This is a genomic window from Methylobacterium aquaticum (genome assembly GCF_016804325.1).
In the GTDB taxonomy this organism is placed as follows: Bacteria; Pseudomonadota; Alphaproteobacteria; order Rhizobiales; family Beijerinckiaceae; genus Methylobacterium; species Methylobacterium aquaticum_C.
Map to the genome: position 1 here is coordinate 5,935,800 of NZ_CP043627.1, position 23,137 is coordinate 5,958,936.

The window sequence follows — 23,137 nt, forward strand, 5'->3', positions numbered from 1 at the left end:
GGCTTGGTTCTCCGGTTCAGGGGCAGCCGAGCGCGTTGGCGGCCTCGGTGAGGCTGTCGACGACGACGTCCCAGCGTTCGGCGGGGGCGAGGTCGGTGGTTTGGGCCGGGCCGTGCTCGTGCGGTCGGCGGACGAACACGGTGCGCAGGCCGCAGGCCCGGGCGGCCTTGAGGTCGTCGTTGTGGGCGGCGACCATGCCGACGCGTTCCGGCGGCAGGCCGACCGCCTCGGCCGAGCGCAGGTAGGTCTCGGGCGTCGGCTTGTAGGATCGGGCGATCTCGGCCCCGACGATGACGTCCCAGGGCAGCCCGCCGAACCGGGCGAGCCGCATCATGCCGGCGAGGTGGCCGTTGGAGAGCGGGCCGATGGCGAACCGACGTTTGAGGCGGGTCAGTCCCTCGACGCTGTCGGGCCAGGGGTCGAGCCGTTCCCAGGCCTGGTTGAGATCGGCGAGTTCCCTGTCCGGGAGTTCGTCGACCGCTACCCCGTGCCGCGCCAGCACGGTCCTCAGGTTCTCACCGTTGAGGACGTCGAGGCGGACCCAGGGGCGACGGCCCGAGCGCACCTCCTCCATCGCCGGCTGATAGAGGGCGCGCCACTCGTCGGCGAAGGCGAACGGATCGACGCCGATGCCATGGCGGTCGAGGAAGGGCGCGGCCGAACGGGCGACGCCCGAGCGCCAATCGACCACCGTTCCGAAGGTGTCGAAGCCGAGGAATCCCAGGTGATCGAAACCGGTCATGACCTCAGACCTCGTCGGTCCAATGGTGGACGGGCCTGAAGCCAAGGACGCGCTTGGCCTTCTCGTTCGAGAGGATGACCTCGTTGCCGGTGAACGCCTTGCGCCGCTCCGCCTTCGGGAAGTGGCGGTCGAGAAGCTCCGCCGTCGGCGTGCGCATCACCGTTTCGTCGTTGGTGATCAGGAACGCGTCCTTGCCGCGGGCCTCGTACCGGATCGCGCACTCGATGGCCTGGGCGGCGTCGCGGTTGTCGATGTAGGTCCACATGTTCCAGAGGCGCCGGGTCGGGTCGTCCTGCCAACCCTCGAACTTGGCGTATTCCTGCGGATCCATGACGTTAGACAGCCGCAGGCAGGTGATGCGCATCTCCGGGTCGTTGAGGCAGAACTGGCGCGCCATCTCCTCGCCCAGCACCTTGGTCAGCGCGTAGACGTTGTAGCCGCGCATTGGGTAGTCCTCGTCCACCGGGACGTAGGGAGCGTCGGTCTTGTCGAACGGCACGCCGATGCCGACCTCGGAGGCCGCCCAGACGATGTCCTTGATGGCGAGCCGGCGGGCCGCCTCGAAGACGTTGTAGGTCGCCATCATGTTGAGCCGGAATTCGTCGCTGTCCGGCAGCATGCGCGGGTGCGGGATGCTGGCGAGGTGAACGACGACGTCGAACGCCTTGGGTTCGGCGTGGGCGTAGGTGTCCTCGCCGGCGGACGACAGGGCGTCGAGTGCCTGGCCGAAGTCGGTCAGGTCGGCGACCATCGCCAACTCGTTCGGATCGGTGGGCGCGTCGCGGTCGATAATGAAGACCTCGTAGCCCTTGTCCTTGAGGTACGGCACGAGGGTCGTGCCGACCTTGCCATGGCCTCCGGTCACGGCGATGCGCTTGCTGTTTTCAGCCATGTCTCGTCCTCGATTGTCGGTGGGTGCCGGCGTCCGGCCTTGCTGACATCTAACCACGCGGCGGCTCGCTTGTGCCGCGATGGAACTCATCGTAGCGTTCAGTTGAGCTCAACACTGGATAGGGGGCGGCAATCGTGGCGGGACTGACCCGGGGCGATCTGGGTGACCTCAACCTGTTCCGCGTGATCGCCCGGGTCGGCGGCTTTCGGCGCGCCGCCCTCGAACTCGACGTCTCGCCGTCGGCGCTGAGCCACGCCCTGCGCGGGTTGGAGACCAGGCTCGGCGTGCGGCTGTTCAACCGGACCAACCGCGCCGTCACCCTGACCGAGGCTGGCGCCGATCTGCTGGCGCGCCTGGAGGCCGGGTTCGGCGCCATCGAGGAAGGCCTGGAGGCCTTGAACCGCTACCGGGGAAAGCCGGCCGGCCGGCTCCGGCTCAACGTGCTGACCGATGCGGCCCGACTGGTGCTGGGCCCGGCCCTGTCGGGCTTCCTGGCCGAGTACCCCGAGGTGAAGCTGGAGGTCGTGGTCCAGGACGACTTCGTCGACATCGTCGGGGAGGGGTTCGACGCGGGCATCCGCTTCGGGGGGCGCGTCCCTGAGGAGATGATCGCGGTGCCCATCGGAGGCGACATCCGGTGGGTCATGGTGGCCTCGCCGGGCTACCTCGAAGGTGCCCCACCCCTCGAACACCCCTCCGACCTCGCCGCCCACCACTGCATCGGCCTCAGGATGGGCACGGGCGCGATCTACCACTGGGAGGTGGAGCGGGGCCCGGAGCATCAAGTCGTCGACGTAGCCTGGTCCGTCGTGCTGAGCGAGACGGCGCTCGCGCTGGCGATGGCCGAGACGGACGGCGGGATCGCCTACTGCCAGGAGGGCTTGGTCGCGCGGCAACTGGCGGCCGGGACCCTGGTGGAAATCCTGCCCGAATGGAGTTCGCCCGGCCCAGGCTTCCACGTCTATTACTCAAGCCGCAGGCAGGTCCCTGAAGCCCTCAGGGCGCTGATCGCGTTCCTGCGCGACCGCTCGACATCGCAGGCGACCAAAACAAGCACTGCAACTTGAATGAGGCCGCCGCCTTGCGATGACGGCCTCAACTTACTTGAAGTTTAATTTAGCGGAACTTTGGTGCTCAAAGCGGAACTTTGAGCACGCGAACACATCCTGTAGCTCCCGATTGCGCCAACATCGGCATCATGTCCGCTTCTCAACTTGATGCAGATCTTCGATGGCACGATGTCCAAGGTCCGCAAGGGGTCACGAGTTCGCCACCAGCTTGTTCGGCTTCGCGCCACTACCGGACTTTCGGCGCGAGCTGCGTGAATGACTGCTCGTGCCCAAGGAGCAGCCTTTGCAAGGGGAAGTCCAATCCGGCGGCCCCGGAGTCCTGAACGGAGCGATCGACGTCCTGACTCCCACAATGATCTGGCGGAGGCACGACCGCTCGCAAGCACGGCCGCGCTCGGCGGAGAGCCAGGGTAACGGTTGAGCCTCCCGTCACAGGTCCGCCTGCAGCCCCGCCGCCGAGCGGCGGCGGTGCCAGGGGGCCATGCTGGCGAACACACCGTCCCGGCGGATCAGGGCGTGGAGCAGCGCCGCTCCGAGATGAGCCAGGACGAGGCCGAACAGCACGTAGGCCAGGACGCCGTGAAGTTCGCGCAACACGGCGTAGGCGCGCGGGCTGTGGGGCATGATCGGCGGCAGCACGAACGGCCCGACGAGGGTCACCGGATAGCATGCTGCCGACAGCATCGCCCAGCCGACGAGCGGCATGGCCAGCATGAGCCCGTAGAGGGCGACGTGCGAGGCATGCGCGGCCCGCCGCTGCCAAGCGGGCAGGTCCGCCGGAAGGGGCGGCGGCGGATGGCGCCAGCGGTTCGCGATCCGCACGAACAGGAGGAGCAGGATCAGGAGGCCGAGCGGACGATGCACCGCGACCAGCACGTGGTAGTCGGCCAGCGAAGCCACCATCGCCACGCCGATCAGCAGCATGGCCAGGATCATCGCCGCCATGCTCCAATGGAGCAGGCGTGCGAGGAGGTTGAAGCGCGGCAGGTCGCTCACAGGTCGGCTCCTCGGGCGGGTGTCGCCGCAACGGCGCTCGGGCTTTTCTCCTCGCCGGCCCGGCGGGTGAAGGAGCGGGCATAGGCGGCCGAGCGGGCGCTCAGTAGCGGGTCGTCGGAGGGCGCGATGCCGTCCGGCAAGACGAGCGGGTCGAAGTTGACGTCCCGGCAATTGCCCTCTGCTTCGGGCGCGGCGCCCGTGAGCGTGAGGGTGCCGAGATCAACGCTCTCGCGATTCGAGGGCCAGGGAAGGGTCGCGTCCGCGACCGGATCGTCCGGCCGGCCGAGCGTCGCGACGAGGTGCCAGCGCAGCGGCCCCTGGCGGAGTTGCGCGGCGACGTCGTCGAACAGGAAGTTCCTGTCGGTCCGCGCGGCCTGCGCGGCGGTCTCCGGCGCAGACGCTCGCTCCGGCACGACGGCCCAGCGCACCGGCGTCGCACGACCGTCGGCAGCCACGAACCGGAAGGCGTTCAGGCCCCAGTAGGTGCTGTCGGCAAAGCCCGAGGTGATCGTGCGCGCCTTGATCAGGGCGGCGGCCTTCGCGCTTTCCGGATGCGCGGCGAAAAAGGCTTTCAGGCGCTCCGGGTCGGGCTTGCCGGTCGCCGGATCGGGCTTGGCGGCGAGCAGCTGGTCGTAGAACGCCTCGGGCGTGCGCACGGGAAAGACGGGGATGTTGTTCATGCCGGTGCGCCACTCCTCGCCGTCCGGCAGCCGGAAGCGCAGGGCGAGGCTGCGCACAATGGCCTCGGCATCCGCCGCGTAGGGTTGCCCGCCCGCCAGCGCGACCCGTCCCTCGACGGGCGTCACCCGCCCGGCCGCGAACAGGCTCGCCTTCGAGAGCCTGGCGCCAGTGCCGTTGGCGGCAAAGCTGCCCGACACGCACAGGCCCTTGGCGTGGTTGCGCCGGAAGCCGGGATGCGGACCGTTCACCTGCTCGAAGCGGTCGACGATGCGGGCAGGCGTCAGCGCGCCCGGGGACAGCCAGCCGCCCGCATAGGCGAAGGTGCCCGCACTTGCCGCCAGCACAGCCCCGATGGCGGAGAGCCGCAGCAGCAGGGAGCGCGTGGTCGATCCGGGAGGCGCTCCGATCAGGTCGTGCAACAGGGTCATGGCAGCCTCAGCTGTTCGTCGCGGTCGTGCGGCGGATCTCGTTGGCGAGGGGATGCAGGCCGGCCAGGTCGGCCGGTCCCACGAGGCTGTAGCCGAGCCCGTCCCTGGCCCAGGCGTAGCCGGTGGCCGAACCGGATTGGTGCTCGCGCATCGGCGCATCGCCCGGCTCGACCATTGGGCGCATCAGCATGACGAGGCGCGTGCCACGGGAATCGTCGTACATCAGCAGGCCCGCAGGCCCGTGGGGCGTCGCGACGAGGCGCCCACCCATCAGGCGATAGCCGGCCGCGCTCAGATCCGGCACGCTGACCGGGCGTGCGAGCCGGGCGGAGAACCAGCGGGCGATCTCGTCGCCGTCGCCAGCCGCGAGTTCGACCGGCCTGGTCCGGTCCGGCGCGTAGACCGCGAAGCTGGCGCTCGCCTCCTGCGCCAGGGCATCGACGCCGGCCGGGACCGGCGCGAACACGCCGTGCAGAGCCCAGCCGCCGAGACCGCCGAGGGTCAGGAACAACGCTGCGGCCGCGGCTTGCCGGATCGGAAGCCGCGGGCGCCGCCGTGCCACGGCGATGTGCGCGAGGTTGAGCCGGGCCGGGACCGGCTCGCCCAGTATGGGCGCGAAGGCGGCGCGCAGGTCTCGGGCGAGGATCCGCAGGCGCTCGACGCGCGCGCGCGCATCGGGGCTGCCGGCGAGATAGGCCTCGACCTCGACCCGGCGGGCGGGGTCGAGCCGGTCGTCGACGAGGCCCTGGAGATCGTCCTCGTTGATTGGGCGCGCGGTCACTTCACCCTCCTGAGCAGCGGGCGCTTGAGCGGGGGACGTTCGACGGCATCGGCGCCGTCCATGAGCTGGACCATCTGGTCGCGGGCGCGCGACAGGCGCGACATCACGGTGCCGGTCGGGATGACGAGCACCCGCGCGGCCTCGGCGTAGGACAGCCCCTCCACGGTGACGAGCAGCAGCACGCTGCGCTGCTCCTCGGGCAGGGCGTCGAGCGCCGCCATCAGGTCGCGGTGGCGCAAGGCCTCGTCCTGGCTCGGGGTGACCGACAGGCTCGCCTCCGGCGCGTCCTCGACGGTCACATGCGCACCGCGCTGGGCGCGCCGGCGCATCTGACTGACCGCAAGGTTGTGCAGGATCGCGTAGAGCCAGGTGCGGGCGTCACCGTCGGACCGACGCTGGTGCCAGCGGCTCACCGCCCGCTCCAGGCAGTCCTGGACGAGGTCGTCCGCGTCGACGGGGTCGCGCAGGAGCGCCCGGGCGTAGCGGCGTAGGGAAGGGATCAGTGGCTCGACGAGCCGCATCATGTCGCTCACGGCCAGCCTCCCGACATGCGCGCATCTCCTGTCGTTACGGGCGCCCTGCGCGAGGGCGAGGCGGCGACCCTGAGAAGGACGCCGCCTCGCCCGAGTTATTCCGCCGGCCGGCGAATTTTTTTCGCGATGCCGCCGAGGCTGCATCGGCGGGAGCGGATCGGCGGCCCGTGCAGGCGTGAGCGAGCGCATGCGCCGGTCACTCCGCTTCGATCGGAAGCGCCTCTGTCCGCCCGGGCTCCAGCCGGAGGGCAAACAGGCGCCGGACGGTCCGGGCACCCCGCACCGGCTGAATCGCCGCGACCCGCGCCTCCCCGCACGCGGCGGCCCGCATCACCGCCTCCGACACGAGGCAGTCGCAGGCGAGCGTGCGGGTCATCTGCTCGATACGGCGGGCCACGTTGACGGTGTCGCCCACCGCGGTGAACTCGACGCGCCGCACCCCGATGGCGCCGACGAAGACCGGGCCGCGGTGCAGGCCGATCCCGATCCGGACCGGCGGCAGGCCGGCCCGATCGCGCTCGCGGCTCCAGTCCTGCATCGCCGCCGCGAGGGCATGCGCCGCCGCGACGGCGCGGTCGGCATCCCCGGATGCAGGCTCCGCCACCCCGAACACCGCCATCACCTCGTCGCCGACGAACTTGTCGACGAAGCCGCCCGCCGCCTCGACGGCCCGCGCGGCGCGGACCCGGAACTCGGCGAGGAACGCGGCGACGCCGGCGGGGGCCAGGCCCTCGCAGAGGCAGGTGAAGCCGCGGATATCCGCGAAGAGCACCGTCGCCTCCTGCTCCCACCCGGTGTGCGGGGCAGCGGGATCGGAGTCGGCAACCAGCCGGGCGATCTCCGGTGCGGTCAGGCGCGCGAGGTTGCTGCGCTGGCGGGCCGCCTCCTCCCCGGCACGGTGCAGGTGCCGGACCCGCAGCGAGAGCCAGGCCAGGGCGAGCCCGGCGAGGCCGAGGGTGACGGGCTCAGGCGCGGTCGCGGCCGCGAGGCCGAGGAGCAGCGGCATCGGCGCTGCCGCGAGAAGCGCGCCGTGCCCCGTTGCCGATGCGGCAAGGGATCGGGCAAGGGAACGGGCGAGGAAGCGGGAAACGGCAAGGGCACGGCGCAGGGAGCGACGGACGGGCCGGGCCGCTCGCGCCCACCGAAGCCCGGGACGGGCGCCTGCCATCTCGGCGCAGGCCTCCGGAAGCGACACCGCCGACATCAGCAGCCCGTGCAGACGCGGGCGATGATGCGCTGCGCCCTGACGTGCTCGCGCTCGACGGCGGGAGGCCGGGACTCCCGACCCGCCGGGGACGGCAGGGCGGGCGGGATCGCACCCCCGGGCTGCGCCACGCGCGGGTCCGGCTGCGATCGCGCCGTCGTCGGCACCGCCAGGCACAGGAGAAGGGCTCCGGTCGCGGCGACAGCCGCACGTCTCGTCCGGGAAGCGATCATGATCTGGTGCTCCTGATGATGAAGCCCCAGAATTAGATGTCCGAACTTTCATCGAGATGTCATAGCGCCGAAACTCGACTACATCGGAAATACAAATATGATTGATTTCAGCGCTCGAAAATAAAAAATTTTTAGCCGAACACGAACGCCGACGGCACCCGGTCCAGCAGACCGGGTGCCGTCATCTTGGCGGACGGGGCGGGTGTCGGCTGCGCGGCGCTCCACGGCCGCCTCCGGCATCGCCGAAGCGCTGCCCGTCAGGCGGCGCTGCGGCTGCGGCTGCCGCCGTACCGGGTCAGAACTTGCAGGATCTCGGCCTTCGCATCGTACCCCGCCAGTTCGGCGGCGAGGCGCCGCGCCCTCCGGCGATGGCCGGGCTCGTCGAGCACGGTCCGCACCGCCCGCCGGATCGCCTCCGGGGTCGGAGTATTCGTGGCGAGGTCGATCCCTGCTCCCGACCACGCGATGCGGGCGTTCACTTCGGCCTTGTCCTCGGTGAGGCCGGCGCCGACGAGCGGGATCCCGACGCTCAGGGCCTGGTTGACGCTGCCGTAGCCGCCATTAGTCACCATGGCGTCGATCCGGGGCAGCAGCCACTCGAAGGGCAGGTAGGACGCGAGCCGCGCATTGGCCGGGACCGCACCCGCAACCGCGTCGCGGATCGCGTCGAGCCCCCGCCCTCCCCCGGTCACGACGGTCAGGATGTCGGGCTCACCGGCGAGGCCTGCGAGGGCCGGGCCGACGAGCAGCCCGAAATCGTGGTTCGCGACCGTTCCCTGCGTGACGAGCACGACCTTCCGGCTGCCGTCGAGGTCGCCCGCCCAGGGCGGGAGCGGCGCCTGTCCGGGGACGATCGGCAGGGCCCCGACGAAGCGGACGGTCGAGGGATAGGCGAAAGGGTACTCGAAGCCCGGGGCGGTGAGCTGCAGGTAGGTGTCGGCGAGCCGCACCACCGCGTCGAAGGGCGGCCAGGGCGGGGACCTGAAGCCGAACTCGGCCAGTACGGCGGCGAGCCTCAGCCCGACTGGCCGGTCGACCGCCGCGTCGTAGGCCTCGGCCATCCGCGCGTAGACCGCCTCCTGCTCCGACGATGCCGCCGGCGGCAAGCCCAGGAAGGCCGGCGCCCCGTCGGGGCGGGTGCAGTGGAGGATCGAGGTGCCGCACAGGACGATGGCGGGCCGCTCCGCCCGCGGCCCGAGCAGGGACGGCAGGACACCGAAGAACATGTCGTCGGCGATCACCACGGATGCCGGAAAGGCCCGCAGCTTTTCCCGCAGACCCCGGTGCTGGTCGGGGATCCGGTCGATGAAGATCTTTTCGATGGCGACGCGCAGCCAGTCCGGGCCGGGCGGAATCCGGGCCAACTCGGGCACCACGCCCCGGAGGTCGCGGCCGTCGAAATCCGCGCTGCCCGGCAGGGCCGTGAAGCGGGCGCCCGCTGCCACGATGCGGTTGCGAAAGGCCGAGCCGGACAGGACCATGACCTCGTGGCCGTCCTCGGCCAGCATGCGGGCGATGGCGAGCAGGGGGTTGAGATGGCCCGTGGCGGGCGTCGAGCAGAGGAGGACCTTCATCGCGCGTCCTTGTCGGCAGGGGGGATGGTGGGGGCCGCACGATCCGCCGCGGCGCCCGGGAGCCAGGCTGGGGGCGGCCTGTTACGGCGCGGCTGCGGATCGCGGCCGAAACGGTGACGGCCGCAACGGGCGGGAGGCGGCGCTAGGCGGCGACCCGCAGCGCATCGATGCGGCGGATGCCGCTATGGCCCCGGAGCACCGGCATCGCGCCTGCCAAGCGTAAGCCCGGAGCGAGGCGCATCAGGGCGCCTAAGGCCTCCTCCAGCTCGACCCGCGCCAGGGCCTCGCCGATGCACCGGTGCGCGCCGCCGCCGAAAACCGGATGCAGGCGTGGCAGGTCGGTGCGCCGGATGTCGAACGTGTCGGGCCGGGCGTAGACCGCCTCGTCGCGGGAGGCCGACATCGTCGAGAGCAGAACCAGGCTTCCCGCCGGCACGACGTGCCCCTCGAGAGGGATGTCGTCCCGGGCGGCCCGCGCGGCGGAACCGACGCTCGGCTCGTAGCGCAGGGATTCCGCCACTGCGGCCGGAATCAGATCGGGGTCGCGGGCGACCGCCGCCCATTGCTCCGGGTGGCGCAGCAGCAAGGCCACCTGCATCGCCCCGGCGACCCGGGTCGTGTCGGTGCCGCCGACGATCATCTGCACGATCTGGACGACCACCTCCTGCGGCGTGAGCTCGCCCGCCGCCTCGGCCTCCGCGAGGAAGCGCGACAAGAGGTCGTCCCGCGGCGCGGAACGCCGCGCCTCGAGGAGCGCGTCCACGTAGTCCTGGAGCGCGACCGCCGCCGCCTCGAGATCCGGGATGTCCTCCGGCCCGAAGGTGAAGCTCAGCACCCGGGAGACCTCGTAGGCGAGCTGCGTGAAGCGCGGGATATCCTCGCGCGGCAGGCCGAGGATGTCGGCGATGGTTCGGGCCGGGATCAGGGCGGTGTAGCGCGCGACGAGGTCGATCTCGCCCTCCGGCATCCACTCCCGGACGAGGGTCTCCGCCGCGGCGCGGATCCGCGGCCTCACGCCCTCGATCATCCGCGCCGCGAAGGTGCGGGTGAAGGGCGAGCGGCGCCGGCGATGGGCCGGCCCGTTGGCGGTGAGCATGCCGTGCGCGAATAGATCGAACAGCGCGCCCTCGCGGATCCCGCGCGTTTCCGGGTACAGCGTCTCCGTCGCCTGGAGGCGGGGGTCGCGCATCAGCCGGTCGACATCGGCGGCGCGCAGGACGAGGGCGCCCGCGATCTCGTGGCCGACGAAGGGCAGCCGGGGCCGCCAGGCACGGAACACCCCGTGCGGATCGGCCTCCAGCTCCGCCACCGTCAGCGTCGGAATGTCCTCCGCAGGCCGGATCGGGCCGGGGTGCAGAATCGGGTCTTCGGGTCCATCCATCGGTCGGTCCTCGCTGCCTGACTGGCGCGAGAATGTTTCGTAATCCCAAGCTACCGGATGATGTCGGATGCCCGATCGATGATGACGGCTGCAACAATCGGCGCACCGGACAGCTCGACAGCGAGGAAGGGTCGCTCAGAAGCTTCTATCAGCCCTGAACTGTGCGCCGAAACACGTCCCGTGCAGGGCATTTCATGCGTCATATCATCCGACATCATACGGTAACCCGGCTCATCGAGACATCGTCCGCCTGGTGGAAGGAGATGACCTCATGGTTGCAGGACGTGGACAGACCGACGACGCCTTCGAGACGCAGCTGAGGCAGGCGATCACGACATCCGTGCTCGGCGGCATGCCTCACGGAACGTCGGACGATCGTGATCTCGTCGCGCGCCTGAGGCACTACGAGCAGCAGCCACGGCTGAGTTCCCAGACGCGCCAGGTCATCGCCTCGGCGCGCCGTCTTCTCGGCGACGAAGCGGGGGGCGGGGGCGAGCCGTGACGAAGGATCGCTACGGGGGCGGAGATCGCGGAACGTCGTCCGTCGATCGGAAACCCGTGCGCGAACAGAAATCGGACCGCCCGTAAGGGCCCTCCGGTTCGAGGAGAGCACGTCACGAACGCGCTGCAAGCGTGAAGTGCTCTAGAGCTCTGGTTTTGCCGGATTTTCTGCGACGAACCGGTATCGCCTTCGTTGGACAATGCTCTCACGCCGCCTCGCCCGGCTCAGATCGCGCAGACAGTCGAGGTAGCTCGGATGCGTATGGTGAATGCAGCCGCCATGGGCGAAGCCGAACACCAGCGCGTCGAGCAGCCATCGCTTGAAGCCGCCATGCCCCGGGCCTCGGGCGGGCTCCGCGACGCCGGCGATCCCCCGGCACTCGGGCCCGGTCTCACGGGGATGTCGGCGGCGTCGGGAATGAGAACCGTCTCTCCCGGTATCGATCATCATCGCCTCCGTGATGCGGGCGGTCGATCGTGGTTCGCGACGAATTACGGAGCGGTTTCGGGCCGCGCCGGGCTCCGTTACAACGGTAACGACGACGGCTTTTACTGGCAGACAGGACCATGTCCGGCGCGCATGCTCGCCTTGTGCTGTCGCGCACATGATGAAGGGCCCATCGTTGCAAACGGCGTGGTATCAACCCAGCCGTGTAAGACCCGACGTCCGTCAGTTCCAGGACGAGACACCGGAACGGCCCGACCGTCTGTCGGCGATCGTCCGGCCGGCCGTCCCGGTCATCGAGCCGGCGCGTCGGGATCGTGCCGTCGCGGCGTCCCGTCGCGAAGCGGAGTTCGCCATGATCGAACCCAGTCTGGACCGGGGCCAGGGTCGGAGCGCGCGACCGGGCCCGACGCGGATCCTCCTCGTCGAGGACGATGCGGGGATGCGGCGCATCGTCTCGGAGCACTTCGCCGACCACGACGTCGACGTCACCCCGGCGGCCAACCGGGCGGAGGCGGAGAGGCGGCTTTCGGAAGGCGGCTTCGACCTCGTGGTGCTCGACCTGCGTCTCGGCTCAGAGAACGGGCTCGACCTGCTGCGTGACCTGCGCGCCAGGAGCGACCTGCCGGTGATCATCACCACCGGCCACCGCCGCGACGAGATCGACCGGGTGATCGGCCTCGAGCTCGGCGCGGACGATTACCTCGTCAAGCCGTACGGCCTGCGCGAGCTGCTCGCGCGGGTGCGGGTCGTCCTGCGGCGGGCCGAGGTCGCGCCCGCCGCGGCGCGGGGGCAGGAATCCGGCAAGGATGCCCCTCAGGGCTCGCACCGTAGCCGCTTCGACGGCTGGGTGCTCGATCGGCGCCGCCGGCGCCTCACCAACCCCACCGGGGCGGACGTCGCCCTCAGCAAGGGCGAGTACGCGCTGCTGGTGGCCTTTCTCGATGCTCCCCAGCGCCCCTTGAGCCGCGAGCATCTCCTGCAGGCCACGCGCGTCCACGAAGACGTGTTCGACCGCAGCATCGACGTCCAGATCCTGCGGCTGCGCCGGAAACTGGAGGTCGATCCAAGCGCGCCGCGCCTGATCGTCACCGAGCGCGGCGTCGGCTACCTTTTCGCCACCACCGTCGAGAAGCTCTAGCCGTGGCCGCGCTCCGCCCCGCCCGGATTCTCGCGGTCGCCCTCGCGGCTGTCCTCGCCGGGAGCGCGGTCGCCGTCCTGGCTCCCGTCGCCCGGGAGCGGCCGGCCGAGGGTCCGGCGGCAAAGGGGCCGGCGACGGATCCACTGCCCGCGGAGGCCGTGGAGGCGCTCGCCGTCATCACCCCGGTTCCCGGCAGCCTCGGGGCGGATCCTGCGAGAGCAGCCCTCGGCCGGACCTTGTTCTCCGACGCGCGGCTGTCCCGCGGGGGCGACCGGGCCTGCATCACCTGTCACGACATCCGCACCAACGGCGCGAGCGCGGTGGCGCGGGACCTGACGGCCGACCGCAGGCCCCTCGCGCGCAATACGCCGTCGGTCTTCAACGCAGCCTTGAGCTTCCGCTTAGGATGGGCCGGCGAGATCCCGACTTTGCAGGATCAGGCCGAGGCTGATCTGACGCGCCCGGAATTCCTGGGCGGGTCCTGGCCCGCCATCCTGGCGGTGATCCGCGCCGATCCGGTGCTCGCCGGCCGGTTCCGGTCGGCCTTCGGTCGGGACGCCGACCGGGCGGCGGTGATCGATGCGGTCGTCAGCTTCGAGCGCAGCCTGCTCACCCCGGACAGCCGCTTCGACCGATGGATGCGCGGCGAGACCGGCGCCGTTACTGAGGCGGAGCGGGCGGGCTACGCCCTGTTCCGGGGCATCGGCTGCGCGGCCTGCCACCAGGGCGTCAATGTCGGCGCCAACCTGTTCGAGAAGGTCGGGATCTTCGTCACAATCCCCGACAAGGCCGCCGAGGTGCTGCGGGTGCCGAGCCTGCGCAACGTCGCGGTCACGGCGCCCTACTTCGACGACGGCAGCGTCGCCACGCTCGCCGAGGCGGTCAGGCTGATGGCCCGAGTCCAGCTCGGCCGGGAGCTGACCGCCGCGCAGGCCGACGCGATCGTGGCGTTCCTCGGCACCCTGACCGGCTCCTACGAGGGACGCCCCCTGACGGCGCCGCGGGCACCCGGCCTCGGAGTGCCGCCGCCGCAGCCGAGAGGCTGACTTCCATGAGGCGCGCATGAGGCTCACCGTTCAGGCGACCGTGCTCGGCGCGCTCCTGGCCGCCCTGCTCACCTGGCTGATGATCAACGGCAAGGGCGAGCTGGACGCCGATCACTTGCGGACCCAGCGCAGTGTCGACGCCCTCGCGCTCGCCGAATCCCGGCTGCAGCACGACGTGCTCCGGGCGCGGACGGGCCTCCTGCGCAACTACGACCCGATCGTGGCGCATGTTCGGGAGATGGAGGAGGCGCTGGCCGGGCTGCGCGCGGCGAGCGGCCAGGATGACCCCGCGATGCGCGCCCTGACGGAGGCGATCGCCAGGGAGGCGCAGATGGCCGAGCGCTTCAAGACCGGAAACGCCCTCGTTCAGAACTCGATCGCGTATTTCGATTCCCTGAGCGACCGCCTCTCCGACACGCATGTCGACGTCCGGCTCGCCCAGGCGGTCGCGGCCATTCAGGTTCGGGTCTCGGAACTCGCCCGGGACGCGACGCGTGAGCGGATCGATGACATCCGCGTCCGGCTCGATGCCCTTGCGTCCGCCGACTTGGCGTTCGGCAACTCGGCGTCCGGCAACTTGGCGTCCGGCGCTGCCGCGGCGGACCGGGCGGCGGATATCGCCGCCATCGTCCTGCACGGACGCCAGCTCCTCGACCTGCTGCCGCAGGTCGACGCCGCCACCCGCTCGCTGCCGGCCTCGTCGAGCGAGGCGGCGCGGCGCGCCCTCCTCGAGGCCCGCCGCGCCCTGAAGGATCGGCGTCAGGCCCGCGCCGATGGCTTCCGCCTCGCTCTCTACGCGGCCGCCCTCGCCCTGGTGGCCCTGGTGATCCGCGTCGGCCTGCTGATGCGGGCGGGGACCGTCAGCTTACGCCGGACGATCGCCTTCCAGTTGGTGGTCGCCCAGGCCGCGAACCGCTTCCTGGCGAGCCAGCCCGACGAGATCTCCGCCTGCATCGGCGAGGTCCTCGCGATGATCGGCGAGGGCCTGGGCGTGGATCACGGCTACGTGCTCATGCTCGACGGGAGCGATGCGGTCCACCTCTGGGGCCGGGCCGGCCGCCCGCCTCCCCGTGGCTGGCCGCGGGCGCAGCGCGACCTGATCCCCGACATCCTCGCCGCGCCCGACGACCACCTCTTCGTCGAGGCTGCCGCGGGCGCCGGCCCGCCGGCCCTGGTGCGGGCGCTCGCCACACGCGGCGTCGTCTCGTGGACTGGCGCGCGGCTGCGCCGCGGGGAGCGGATCGTCGGCGTGATGTGCTTCGAGCGCGGCAGCCCGCAACCGGCCTGGCTGCGGCACTCGCGCGGCCTTCTGCAGATCGGGGCCGACAGCTTCGGGGCCGCCTTGGAGCGCCAGCAGGTCTGGGCCGAGCGCCGCGAGATCGAGGCCACCTTGCGGCGCGCGCAGAGGCTGGAAGCGATCGGCATCTTCGCCAGCGGCGTGGCGCACAACATCAACAACGTTCTCAACGTCATGCTGGGCCACGCCGAGATCGCCGCCGACGCCCTGCCGGCCGACCCGCGACGGGCCGCCCGGCAGATCGATCTCCTGGTCCGGGCGGGCGGCCGGGCGCACGAGATCGCCGGACAGATCCTCGATTACGGGCGGCGGGGCGGTGCGGCTCGCGGCACGAGCGTCGTCGAGGCGGTCGTGGCCGAGACGGTGGCCCAGATCCGCACCTCGACGACCGACCCGGCGGCGATCCGCCTCGCCGGGACCGTGGATGGCGCGGTCGTCGAGGGAGAGCCGGCGCAGTTGCAGCAGGTGGTCCACAACCTGATCCGCAATGCCCTCCAGGCCTCCGATCCGGGCGGCGCGGTCGACGTGCGGCTCGAACGGATCTCTTTGCGCGAGCGCCGAACGCTCTCGCATGGAGAGCTGGGCCCCGGCGAGTACGTCTGCATCCGCGTGGCCGATCAAGGCCGCGGCATGGATACGGCCACGCTCGCGCGGATCTTCGAACCGTTCTTCACCACCCGCCCGGCCGGGACCGGGCTCGGCCTCGCCACCGCGTTCGAGTTCGTCCAGGAGCAGGACGGTGCCTTCCATGTGCGCAGCGCTCTGGCGGCGGGCAGCGCGTTCGAGGTCTGGTTGCCGGTCCGCCCGCAGGCCGGGCCGGAGGTCGCTGCCGTCGGCGGCACCGTGATGATCGTCGGAAACGCCCGCTCCACGGTTCAGGAGGACGAGGAGACGCTCGCGGCGTTGGGCTACGAGCCCGTCGGCTACGCCGATCCGGATGCGGCGCTGGCGGCGCTCCGCGCGGAGCCGGGACGCTTCGACCTGCTGATCGTCGAGAACCAGCCATCCGGACGTTCGGGGCTCACGTTCGCTCGCCGCGCCGCCCGAATCGTCCATCGCCCCATCGTGCTCTCGCTGTCGGCCGCGGATACGGTGAGACCGGAGGTGCTCTCGGCGATCCCCATCGTCGACGTCGCGCACCGGCCGTGGCGCTCGCATGCCCTCGCGCTCATGCTGCGGCGGCACCTGGGTTCGGACCCGCGAAGTTCCGCCCGGCACGGGAGAACCGAGAATCGGGCGGCAACGCCGTCGCGGAGCCTCCACTGAACGGTCGGGACTTGTCGCAGCGGCATCTCGGAGCTTCGTCGGAGGAAGGATCCGCCCTGGCCGCGTACGAGGCAGGCGCCCCGCAGCAGACGGTTTTAGGGCGACACACCGGCCCCGATGCGGGGCCGCGCGGCATGGTGTGCGCGGCGCCGCCATGTCTCCGGGTCATTGGCTGCTGTGAGACAAAGGGTCGGTGAAAGCGACTGTCGGTATCAGCCCTCGTCCTGCCACCGCCGCAGATCCGTCTGGTCATGATAGCCCATGCGGTCGGGGGTCGTGATGAACTCCATCGTCGTACCCCAGGGCATCCGGCAGTAGCAGACCCTGTTTCCCGGACCCTTTTCGGTCGCGTAGGGAATGGCGCGCGGCGCAGTCAGGAGCGTGCCGCCAGCCCGCTCGAAGCGCTCGACCGACGCATCGATGTCGTCGGTGTAGAGCGCGAAATGCGTGATGCCGAAGTCGCTGGCCCGGATCGGTTGGGCCTGTTCGGGGCCGTGCATCTCGAACAGCTCGATGTCGGCCCCGGTTCCGATCTTGACCATCGCTTGGCCACGAACGACCGTTCCGGGGAACGCGCCGACCGCCCGCTCGAAGTCGGGCCCCTGACGCGGCGGATCCTGAGGTCCGAAGGATTGGTAGATCACCTGACCGCCGAAGGCTTCCACCAGGAACGATTTTGCCGCGTCGATATCGGGCACCGTGATGCCGATGTGATTGACGCCGCGAATGACGGGGGCGGACATGACAATCTCCTTCTTTAATACCCTCGCGCCTTGGCATCGACACGTCGCTGCCAAGGCGTCCGGCGCATCAGCGCCGACGCCCGTTCGGGCTTGCCTTGCGTCATCGAACAGATCGGTTCGAGGGCGCGGCGATATAACTGGGTCGATCAATCGCGACCCCTTGGCCAAGCTTTGCCCGCAGGGTCGCGACCGGTGTATTCCGCCCTGTCGCACGGGCGTTGGTTGTCACGCGGCCTCGAGGAACTCGATCAGGGCCGCCGCGACCTCGTGCGGCCGCTCGTCGGCGACGTAATGGCCGCACCGAGCGATCGCGCCGCCCGTCACGGTGCCGGCGAACTCCTGCAGCATCGGCACCATCTGGGCCCCGAACCGCTGGTCTCCCCCTAAGCCGAGCACAGGTATCTCGAGCGGTCGCTTCTTGTAGGCGAGGGCGGCCGCATGGTCGGCGGCGAGGGTGCGATACCATTCCATGCCGCCGCGCGTGCGGCCGGGGCGCGCCATCGCCTGCGCGTAGATCTCGATGTCCGCCGGATCGAAGGTCCCGTAATCGTAGAACCGCTCGGCCATGAAGGTCGAGAGATAGTCGTATTCGCGGCCGTGGATCAGGCGCTCGGGCAGATCCCGGTTGCTATGGAATCCGAAGTGCCAGAGCCTCGCGGTCGTCGCCTCCCATCCGGTCCAGCCGGGAAGCGGCACGTCGAGCACGGCGAGATGCGTGACCGCCTCCCGGTAGAGCGCCGCCTGCGGCAGCGCCACCATGCCGCCGATGTCGTGCCCGCACACCGCGTAGCGCTCGTGCCCGAGGGCGACCATGATCTCGTGCGCATCGCGCGCCATCGTCGCCTTGTCGTAGCCGTCGAGCGGACAGTCGGAGAAGCCCGCGCCGCGCAGATCGATCGCCACCACGCTGAAACGTTCGGCCAGCACCGGCATCACGTGGTGCCATTCCCACCAGGTCTCGGGCCAGCCGTGAAGCAGAAGTATCGGCGGGCCGGCGCCCCCGGTGACGGCGTTGAGCCTGATGCCGTTCGCCGGCACCAGTTGCTGGGTAAATCCCTGCAAAGTCGCGATCATGATCGCACCCCGGTCAGATGGTGGTGTTGGAACGGTGCTGAAGGCCGGCGCTCAGGGCCGATCGAAATCCGTCGCGATCGAGATCTCGCGCCAGGCATCGAGATCGCGGCGAAACGCCGTCAGCTTCCGCTCGGCGATCGCGTGGGCGACCGGGCCGAGCGGCAGATGAAGCGGAGCGTCGTCGGCGTCGACCGCCCGCAGGATCACGGCCACGGCCTTGTCGGGGTCGCCGGCCTGGTTGCCGTCGTTGGTCTCGCGATAATGCCTGCGCGAGCTCGCCGCATAATCCGGCATCTCCTTCGCTGCCATAGTGATCGAGCGGCCGAGGAAGTCGGTGCGGAACGGCCCGGGCTCGACGATCAGCACGCGAATCCCGAAGGGTTTCAGCTCGCCCGCGAGCGCCTCGGACACGCCCTCCACGGCGAACTTGGCGGCATTGTAGTAGCCCCCTCCCCCACCGCCCGCGATGCCCGCACCCGAGGACATGTTGACGATCGTGCCGCCCTTACGCCGCAGGGCAGGCAGGGCGGCCCGGGTGGTCTCGATGAGGCCGAAGACGTTCACCTCGAACATCGGTCGATATTCTTGCGGAGTGCCCTCCTCGATCGCGCCGTACAATCCGTAACCGGCATTGTTCACCAGTACGTCGAACCCGCCGAATATCTCGACAGCCTTCGCCACCGCCGACCTCGCGGCCGCCGCATCCGTCACGTCGAGCGGCAGCGCGATCATGCGGCCGGCGAAGGGCACCGCCATCTCGTCGATGGATGTGACATCGCGAGCGGTCGCGATGACCCGATCGCCGCGCCGTGCCGCGGCGAGGGCCAGGCGCCGGCCAAAGCCGCTCGAGCAGCCGGTGATGAACCAGGTTTTCATCGCTGGGTCTCCTCGTTTCAGGCAGACGCCGCCGCGCTGTCGCTGCCGCGAACCGTCATGTCGGCCATGATCGACCAGTCCTTATCCCCGAGGCCCGCCGAGACGGCCTTGCCGAGGCCCTCGCGAACCGCGTCGAGCATCGGGAGCGTACGTCCGATCTCGCGGCCGGCCTCGGTCGCCAGGCGCATGTCCTTGAGGGCGAGCCTGGCCTTGAAGCCCGGCTCGAACACTCGTTCGGTGATCTGCACGCTGTAGCTCTCGTAGGCGCGGCCCGAGAACAGGGTGCCCAGGATGAGTTCGAAGAAATCCGCGCGGTCGAGGCCGACGCTCTCGGTCAGCACGACACCCTCGGCCATCGCTTCGATCGCCATGGCGATCATCATGTTGCAGGCGAGCTTTGCCGCATTCGCCCGAGCGGGGTTCTCCCCCAACGTCCAGACCTTCTTGCCGAGGGGGGCGAGCAACGGGTGAATCGCGGCAACGGCATCGGCCTTCCCGGCCGCCAGGATGTTGAGCTGGCTGCTCGCCGCAACGCTCGGGCGACCGAGGACCGGGGCGGACACGTAGCCGAGGCCGGCCTCGGCGTGCAGGCGCTCCAGTTCGCGCGCGAAAGCGACCGAGATCGTCGACGTGACGACATGGATCAGCCCCGGTCGCGCGCTCGCCAGCAGGCCGGCATCGAGGATCACCTCCCGAATGGCCGCGTCGTCGGACAGCATCGTGAAGACGGCGTCAGCCCCGAATGCCTCCGCCGCGTGTTCGACCAGCGTCACCCTGGGAACGCGCTCCTGAGCAACCTTGCTCCGGTTCCAGGCCCGCACGTCATGGCCGGCCCTCGCCAGGTTGAGCGCCATGGCCGAGCCCATGCTGCCGAGGCCGATGAATCCTATCTGCATGATCCGTCTCCTGTCGTTCGGATCGGAGCTGGAACAGGCCGCCGGGGGATCGTCGGGCCGCAACCCGCGCCTGCGAGCTGGCCCGTGGCGATGGCGGGAATTTAAATGCTCAGATTTGTTCGTTAACTGACAGAGTTGCACTCCAGGCGTTCAGTTTCGTACAGGTGGTCGCGATGGAATGGAGCGACGTCAGAATCTTCCTCGCTGTCGCGCGATCCGGCACGCTCGGCGGTGCCGCGCGCGCGCTTCACACCAGCCATCCGACCGTCGGCAGGCGCCTCCGCGCCCTTGAGCAGGCGGTCGGTCACACGCTGTTCCAGCGCACGGCGGACGGTCTCGTTCTGACCGATGAGGGGCACGGGATCATCGCGCTGGCCGAGCAGATGGAGGAAGGCGCGCTCGCCATGGAGCGCCGGCTCGCGGGGCAGGAGCAGAACCTCAAAGGCAGCCTCCGTATCTCGTCGGCGGACTGGTTCGGGGCCTACGTCCTCCCGCCCATCCTGGCGGACTTCGCGAAGGCCTACCCCCATGTCGACGTCGAGATCCTGACCGGCACGCGCCTGTTCAACCTCGCCCAGCGGGAGGCCGACATTGCTTTTCGCATCGTTCCATTCGACACCGCCGACGTCGTTCAGCGGCGGCTGTTCAAGCTCGACTACGGCGTCTACATCGCCGAGGAAGCAGCAGATCCCCCCTACGGAGACGGGACCGGTTTCCGGCTGATCACGCACGATACCTCCACCGGCCATTTCCCCGACATCGCGTGGCTCGTCGAGAGCTTCCCCAACGCGAGACCGGTGCTCAGATCGAACAACCGCAACGTCCAGGGACGCATGTGCCGGCAAGGCGTCGGCATCGCCGTCCTGCCCCGCGTGGTCGGCGATCAGATCCCGGGCATCCGCAGGCTGGACATGCCGACGCCGCCACCGGCGCGAGACATCTGGATGGGGTATCACCGCGACCTGCGGCGTCTTCAGCGTCTTCGCGCGTTCATCGCGACCGTGTCGGCTCATCTCGTGAACGCGACCGCGTAATGCCGACATGGGACGACCCAGGTTCGAGCGTTCCGCCAGCGCCGCGCCAGGATCAGACGGTCCGTTCCGCCGCGTCTTTCCGCGCCCGCACAACGGTCAGCCACACGGCCGAGACCAGGAAGTAGAAGGCGCCGAATGCGGCGTAGGGGGCGATGTCCGTGATCCCGGGTGTCGCGGCACCATTCGCCTTGACAATGAAGTGGACGCCCGCGAGGGCCGACTGGGCTCCGCTCAGCGCCATCGCCCATTGGGCCCCGGCCTGCCAGCGCCGCAGGCCAGTCGCGAGTTGCAGCAGGCCGGAGAGGACGGCCCAGGCCCCGAACACCGCCAGCACCGCGTGCGGGCCCCATCCGAGCGCGACCGCCACCGCGGCGGCGACGACGGTGCTGGCCGCCGCGTTGAGCGCCTGGCTGGGATTGGCGGCCAAGCCGCCGCTGCGCTGCGCATCGACGACATTGGCGAGTGCGTCCCAGGCGGGATAGGCGACCAGAAGCGCCGCCGCGGCCGGCGGTATGGCCGGCCCGACGGTGAGGGCGGCCGCGACCCAAGCAACTGACACCCCGGCACGGAGACAGTAATAGGAACGCAGCCAGCGCGACGTGTCGTGGCCCGGTTGTTCGATGGTCGTCATCGGTGGTCCTTTCGGGGGTGCGGCGCGGCGAAGGGTGCGGAGTTCGGGCAGGCCCGTGTTCCGTGGGGGATCGGGGCGACGGGCCATCACGCGGCGGACCCGGCGACGCGAACGCCAGGCTTCGTGAAAGCGGCGTCTTTTCAGTGAGATGCGCGTCGCTTCGGAAGGACTGTTTACGATCGGACGCCGATGACGCCCATGACCGGATCACTGGAAAACTTGACCGTTCATCCGGACGGCGGGCCGGACCCGGCCTCTGGCGACCTGCTCTCGCACGTGCTGGCGCAGATCCGGCTCACCGGGGACCATGTCCGGTCGCACGTCGTCGCGCAGTCGAAGGGCCTGGACCTCGAAGCCGGCGCCGCCAATGTCCTGGTGGTCGCCGACGGCTCGCTCGACGTCGTGGACGAAGCGGGGGAGCGCGTCGCGATCGACACCGGCGATCTCGTGCTTCTGCCCCGCGGGCTCGGAGGATCGAGGCTGGTGGCCGCCGCGTCGGACGCCTCGGTGATCGTGTGCCGGTTCTGGTTCGATCCCCACTCTCTTCGCGGCATGATCTCGGCCCTGCCCGGGCGCATCCACATCCGGCATGCCGAAGGAGCCGGATGGCTCGACGGCATCGTCCCCTTCCTGATGCTCGAGGTGACCGACGACGAGCCCGGCGCGGCCTTGATGATCTCGCGGATCATCGACGTCATCGTCATCCGCACCCTGCGGACCTGGGTGCAACGCGGGCACACCACCGGATGGCTGGGAGGGCTGTCCGACGCCCGCATCGCCCGGACGCTGAAGGTCATGCACGAGCGACCGCTGCCGCGTTGGAGCGTCGAGGCCCTGGCCGAGGTCAGCGGCATGTCCCGGTCGAGCTTCTGCGAACGGTTCGCCGCCCTCGTCGGACGCTCGCCCCTGCGCTACCAGAACGAGTGGCGGCTCACGCTCGCCCGGGACATGCTCGTCGCCCGCGAGGCCCGGGTCGGCGAGGTCGCGCTGCGCATCGGCTACGAATCCGAAGCGGCGTTCAGCCGTGCTTACAAGGCGATGTTCGGCCATCCCCCGAGGGACGAGCCTGCACCGCCGAGCGAGAAATGATCGCAACCACGAGCCTTCGGCTTGGGATGGCAGGCACGTTGTGGGCCAGGTCATGTTGCTGTCGTGACTGTTGCACGAAGGTCCGCTTCTTCCTGCCGAGCGGACGTCTCAGCCGGCAGGCTTGAATGTCTGCAAAGGGTAATCAGCGTTGATTGGAAGCCCGCGAAAATGATGTCCAAGGGGGCTGGAAGCAGCTATTCGCAGGGTCAATCTGCTCAGTTTTCTACGCTTTGATTGGACAATATCGTCAGCCTGCGGACCCTGCACGACGGAAAGCTTTGCGCGACGGAGTGAGCGAGCGCTCAGAGAAGCGGTCCACGCATGGCGGCAACTCAGCATGCCGGTCGGCGGCGCTGCTGGGATCCGGCACCTCGGAGCCCCGCTGTCGTGGAGCGATACTGGCGGCTTGGCCTACCAGGACCACGGCTTCGTCCAGATCTCGTTAGACGGCGGGCGGACGTGGACGAGCGCCGTGGTCTGGTCGTCCCAGTCCAACGGCTCAGCCCCGATCCGGATGAACCCCGACCTACCCGGCTTCCGATCCGCCGTGCCCCTGTTCCTCGTCTGAGGCCGCGTACGTGAT

The 23,137-nt window shown here is 70.0% G+C and carries 22 protein-coding genes; 8 read left to right on the plus strand and 14 right to left on the minus strand.

Going from position 1 to position 23,137, the window contains the following annotated elements; translation table 11 throughout:
• Positions 1-16: 16 nt before the first annotated feature.
• Positions 17-742 carry a haloacid dehalogenase type II gene (locus tag F1D61_RS27270; protein WP_203155215.1) on the minus strand — a complete coding sequence of 242 codons (726 nt, stop codon included), beginning with the start codon at positions 740-742 and terminating at the stop codon, positions 17-19.
• Between the two features lie 4 nt (positions 743-746).
• The gene (locus F1D61_RS27275; protein WP_203155216.1) at positions 747-1,634 is read right to left on the minus strand and encodes an NAD-dependent epimerase/dehydratase family protein; all 888 of its coding nucleotides are present in this window, start codon (positions 1,632-1,634) and stop codon (positions 747-749) included.
• Between the two features lie 134 nt (positions 1,635-1,768).
• Here F1D61_RS27275 and F1D61_RS27280 point away from each other — a divergent pair, with 134 nt between their 5' ends.
• On the plus strand, positions 1,769-2,701 hold the full coding sequence (locus F1D61_RS27280) for a LysR family transcriptional regulator (RefSeq protein WP_203155217.1): 933 nt from the start codon (positions 1,769-1,771) through the stop codon (positions 2,699-2,701).
• 432 nt (positions 2,702-3,133) lie between these two features.
• Here the strand turns inward: F1D61_RS27280 and F1D61_RS27285 are convergent, their stop codons facing one another.
• The 7 genes from F1D61_RS27285 to F1D61_RS27315 all read right to left on the minus strand — a co-directional run bounded on the left by F1D61_RS27285 (position 3,134) and on the right by F1D61_RS27315 (position 10,515).
• Positions 3,134-3,700, minus strand: coding sequence for a cytochrome b (locus F1D61_RS27285; RefSeq protein WP_203155218.1), 567 nt, complete (start codon positions 3,698-3,700; stop codon positions 3,134-3,136).
• Complete coding sequence (locus F1D61_RS27290; RefSeq protein ID WP_203155219.1) at positions 3,697-4,809, minus strand: catalase family peroxidase; 1,113 nt, start codon at positions 4,807-4,809, stop codon at positions 3,697-3,699. Before F1D61_RS27290 ends, F1D61_RS27285 begins: the two co-directional genes overlap by 4 nt.
• A gap of 7 nt (positions 4,810-4,816) precedes the next feature.
• Positions 4,817-5,590: an anti-sigma factor family protein gene (locus tag F1D61_RS27295; RefSeq protein WP_203155220.1), complete on the minus strand. Its 774-nt coding sequence runs from the start codon at positions 5,588-5,590 to the stop codon at positions 4,817-4,819.
• A complete protein-coding gene (locus F1D61_RS27300) occupies positions 5,587-6,123 on the minus strand; it encodes a sigma-70 family RNA polymerase sigma factor (protein WP_203155221.1) in 537 nt (178 codons plus the stop codon). The genes F1D61_RS27295 and F1D61_RS27300 overlap by 4 nt, the downstream gene beginning before the upstream one ends.
• Before the next feature lie 196 nt (positions 6,124-6,319).
• Positions 6,320-7,129: an adenylate/guanylate cyclase domain-containing protein gene (locus F1D61_RS27305; RefSeq protein ID WP_246775565.1), complete on the minus strand. Its 810-nt coding sequence runs from the start codon at positions 7,127-7,129 to the stop codon at positions 6,320-6,322.
• Positions 7,130-7,817: 688 nt separating this feature from the next.
• The gene (locus tag F1D61_RS27310) at positions 7,818-9,134 is read right to left on the minus strand and encodes a glycosyltransferase (RefSeq protein WP_203155223.1); all 1,317 of its coding nucleotides are present in this window, start codon (positions 9,132-9,134) and stop codon (positions 7,818-7,820) included.
• A gap of 142 nt (positions 9,135-9,276) precedes the next feature.
• Positions 9,277-10,515 carry a cytochrome P450 gene (locus tag F1D61_RS27315; protein WP_203155224.1) on the minus strand — a complete coding sequence of 413 codons (1,239 nt, stop codon included), beginning with the start codon at positions 10,513-10,515 and terminating at the stop codon, positions 9,277-9,279.
• 271 nt (positions 10,516-10,786) lie between these two features.
• On the opposite strand from F1D61_RS27315, the gene F1D61_RS27320 reads away from it, so the two are divergent.
• From F1D61_RS27320 to F1D61_RS27335, 4 genes are all read left to right on the plus strand, one after another.
• A complete protein-coding gene (locus F1D61_RS27320; protein ID WP_203155225.1) occupies positions 10,787-11,017 on the plus strand; it encodes a hypothetical protein in 231 nt (76 codons plus the stop codon).
• Between the two features lie 799 nt (positions 11,018-11,816).
• Positions 11,817-12,602, plus strand: coding sequence for a response regulator (locus tag F1D61_RS27325; protein ID WP_203159310.1), 786 nt, complete (start codon positions 11,817-11,819; stop codon positions 12,600-12,602).
• A 2-nt stretch (positions 12,603-12,604) separates the two neighbouring features.
• The gene (locus F1D61_RS27330) at positions 12,605-13,648 is read left to right on the plus strand and encodes a cytochrome-c peroxidase (RefSeq protein WP_246775566.1); all 1,044 of its coding nucleotides are present in this window, start codon (positions 12,605-12,607) and stop codon (positions 13,646-13,648) included.
• 16 nt (positions 13,649-13,664) lie between these two features.
• The gene (locus F1D61_RS27335; protein ID WP_203155226.1) at positions 13,665-16,211 is read left to right on the plus strand and encodes a two-component system VirA-like sensor kinase; all 2,547 of its coding nucleotides are present in this window, start codon (positions 13,665-13,667) and stop codon (positions 16,209-16,211) included.
• A 212-nt stretch (positions 16,212-16,423) separates the two neighbouring features.
• Here F1D61_RS27335 and F1D61_RS27340 read toward each other — a convergent pair whose 3' ends face one another.
• The 4 genes from F1D61_RS27340 to F1D61_RS27355 form a co-directional block, all read right to left on the minus strand.
• Positions 16,424-16,954, minus strand: coding sequence for a VOC family protein (locus F1D61_RS27340; protein WP_203155227.1), 531 nt, complete (start codon positions 16,952-16,954; stop codon positions 16,424-16,426).
• Positions 16,955-17,179: 225 nt separating this feature from the next.
• On the minus strand, positions 17,180-18,028 hold the full coding sequence (locus F1D61_RS27345) for an alpha/beta fold hydrolase (RefSeq protein WP_203155228.1): 849 nt from the start codon (positions 18,026-18,028) through the stop codon (positions 17,180-17,182).
• A gap of 51 nt (positions 18,029-18,079) precedes the next feature.
• Positions 18,080-18,904: an oxidoreductase gene (locus F1D61_RS27350; protein WP_203155229.1), complete on the minus strand. Its 825-nt coding sequence runs from the start codon at positions 18,902-18,904 to the stop codon at positions 18,080-18,082.
• 17 nt (positions 18,905-18,921) lie between these two features.
• A complete protein-coding gene (locus tag F1D61_RS27355; protein WP_246775567.1) occupies positions 18,922-19,863 on the minus strand; it encodes an NAD(P)-dependent oxidoreductase in 942 nt (313 codons plus the stop codon).
• A gap of 110 nt (positions 19,864-19,973) precedes the next feature.
• Between F1D61_RS27355 and F1D61_RS27360 the strand changes: the two genes are divergently transcribed.
• Complete coding sequence (locus tag F1D61_RS27360; protein WP_203155230.1) at positions 19,974-20,834, plus strand: LysR family transcriptional regulator; 861 nt, start codon at positions 19,974-19,976, stop codon at positions 20,832-20,834.
• Between the two features lie 52 nt (positions 20,835-20,886).
• On the opposite strand, the gene F1D61_RS27365 is transcribed toward F1D61_RS27360, so the two are convergent.
• Complete coding sequence (locus F1D61_RS27365; RefSeq protein WP_203155231.1) at positions 20,887-21,465, minus strand: DUF308 domain-containing protein; 579 nt, start codon at positions 21,463-21,465, stop codon at positions 20,887-20,889.
• Between the two features lie 198 nt (positions 21,466-21,663).
• Between F1D61_RS27365 and F1D61_RS27370 the strand changes: the two genes are divergently transcribed.
• Entirely contained in the window at positions 21,664-22,554 is an 891-nt protein-coding gene (locus tag F1D61_RS27370) for an AraC family transcriptional regulator (RefSeq protein WP_203155232.1), read from the plus strand.
• A 406-nt stretch (positions 22,555-22,960) separates the two neighbouring features.
• A complete protein-coding gene (locus tag F1D61_RS27375) occupies positions 22,961-23,122 on the plus strand; it encodes a hypothetical protein (protein WP_203155233.1) in 162 nt (53 codons plus the stop codon).
• Positions 23,123-23,137: the final 15 nt, after the last annotated feature.

Bases quoted from the DNA above. Each gene is read 5' to 3' on its own strand.
- F1D61_RS27270 (WP_203155215.1), bottom strand. From the start codon at position 742: ATGACCGGTTTCGATCACCTGGGATTCCTCGGCTTCGACACCTTCGGA.
- F1D61_RS27275 (WP_203155216.1), bottom strand. From the start codon at position 1,634: ATGGCTGAAAACAGCAAGCGCATCGCCGTGACCGGAGGCCATGGCAAG.
- F1D61_RS27290 (WP_203155219.1), bottom strand. From the start codon at position 4,809: ATGACCCTGTTGCACGACCTGATCGGAGCGCCTCCCGGATCGACCACG.
- F1D61_RS27305 (WP_246775565.1), bottom strand. From the start codon at position 7,129: ATGCCGCTGCTCCTCGGCCTCGCGGCCGCGACCGCGCCTGAGCCCGTC.
- F1D61_RS27310 (WP_203155223.1), bottom strand. From the start codon at position 9,134: ATGAAGGTCCTCCTCTGCTCGACGCCCGCCACGGGCCATCTCAACCCC.
- F1D61_RS27315 (WP_203155224.1), bottom strand. From the start codon at position 10,515: ATGGATGGACCCGAAGACCCGATTCTGCACCCCGGCCCGATCCGGCCT.
- F1D61_RS27320 (WP_203155225.1), top strand. From the start codon at position 10,787: ATGGTTGCAGGACGTGGACAGACCGACGACGCCTTCGAGACGCAGCTG.
- F1D61_RS27325 (WP_203159310.1), top strand. From the start codon at position 11,817: ATGATCGAACCCAGTCTGGACCGGGGCCAGGGTCGGAGCGCGCGACCG.
- F1D61_RS27335 (WP_203155226.1), top strand. From the start codon at position 13,665: ATGAGGCTCACCGTTCAGGCGACCGTGCTCGGCGCGCTCCTGGCCGCC.
- F1D61_RS27340 (WP_203155227.1), bottom strand. From the start codon at position 16,954: ATGTCCGCCCCCGTCATTCGCGGCGTCAATCACATCGGCATCACGGTG.
- F1D61_RS27345 (WP_203155228.1), bottom strand. From the start codon at position 18,028: ATGATCGCGACTTTGCAGGGATTTACCCAGCAACTGGTGCCGGCGAAC.
- F1D61_RS27350 (WP_203155229.1), bottom strand. From the start codon at position 18,904: ATGAAAACCTGGTTCATCACCGGCTGCTCGAGCGGCTTTGGCCGGCGC.
- F1D61_RS27360 (WP_203155230.1), top strand. From the start codon at position 19,974: ATGGAATGGAGCGACGTCAGAATCTTCCTCGCTGTCGCGCGATCCGGC.
- F1D61_RS27365 (WP_203155231.1), bottom strand. From the start codon at position 21,465: ATGACGACCATCGAACAACCGGGCCACGACACGTCGCGCTGGCTGCGT.
- F1D61_RS27370 (WP_203155232.1), top strand. From the start codon at position 21,664: ATGACCGGATCACTGGAAAACTTGACCGTTCATCCGGACGGCGGGCCG.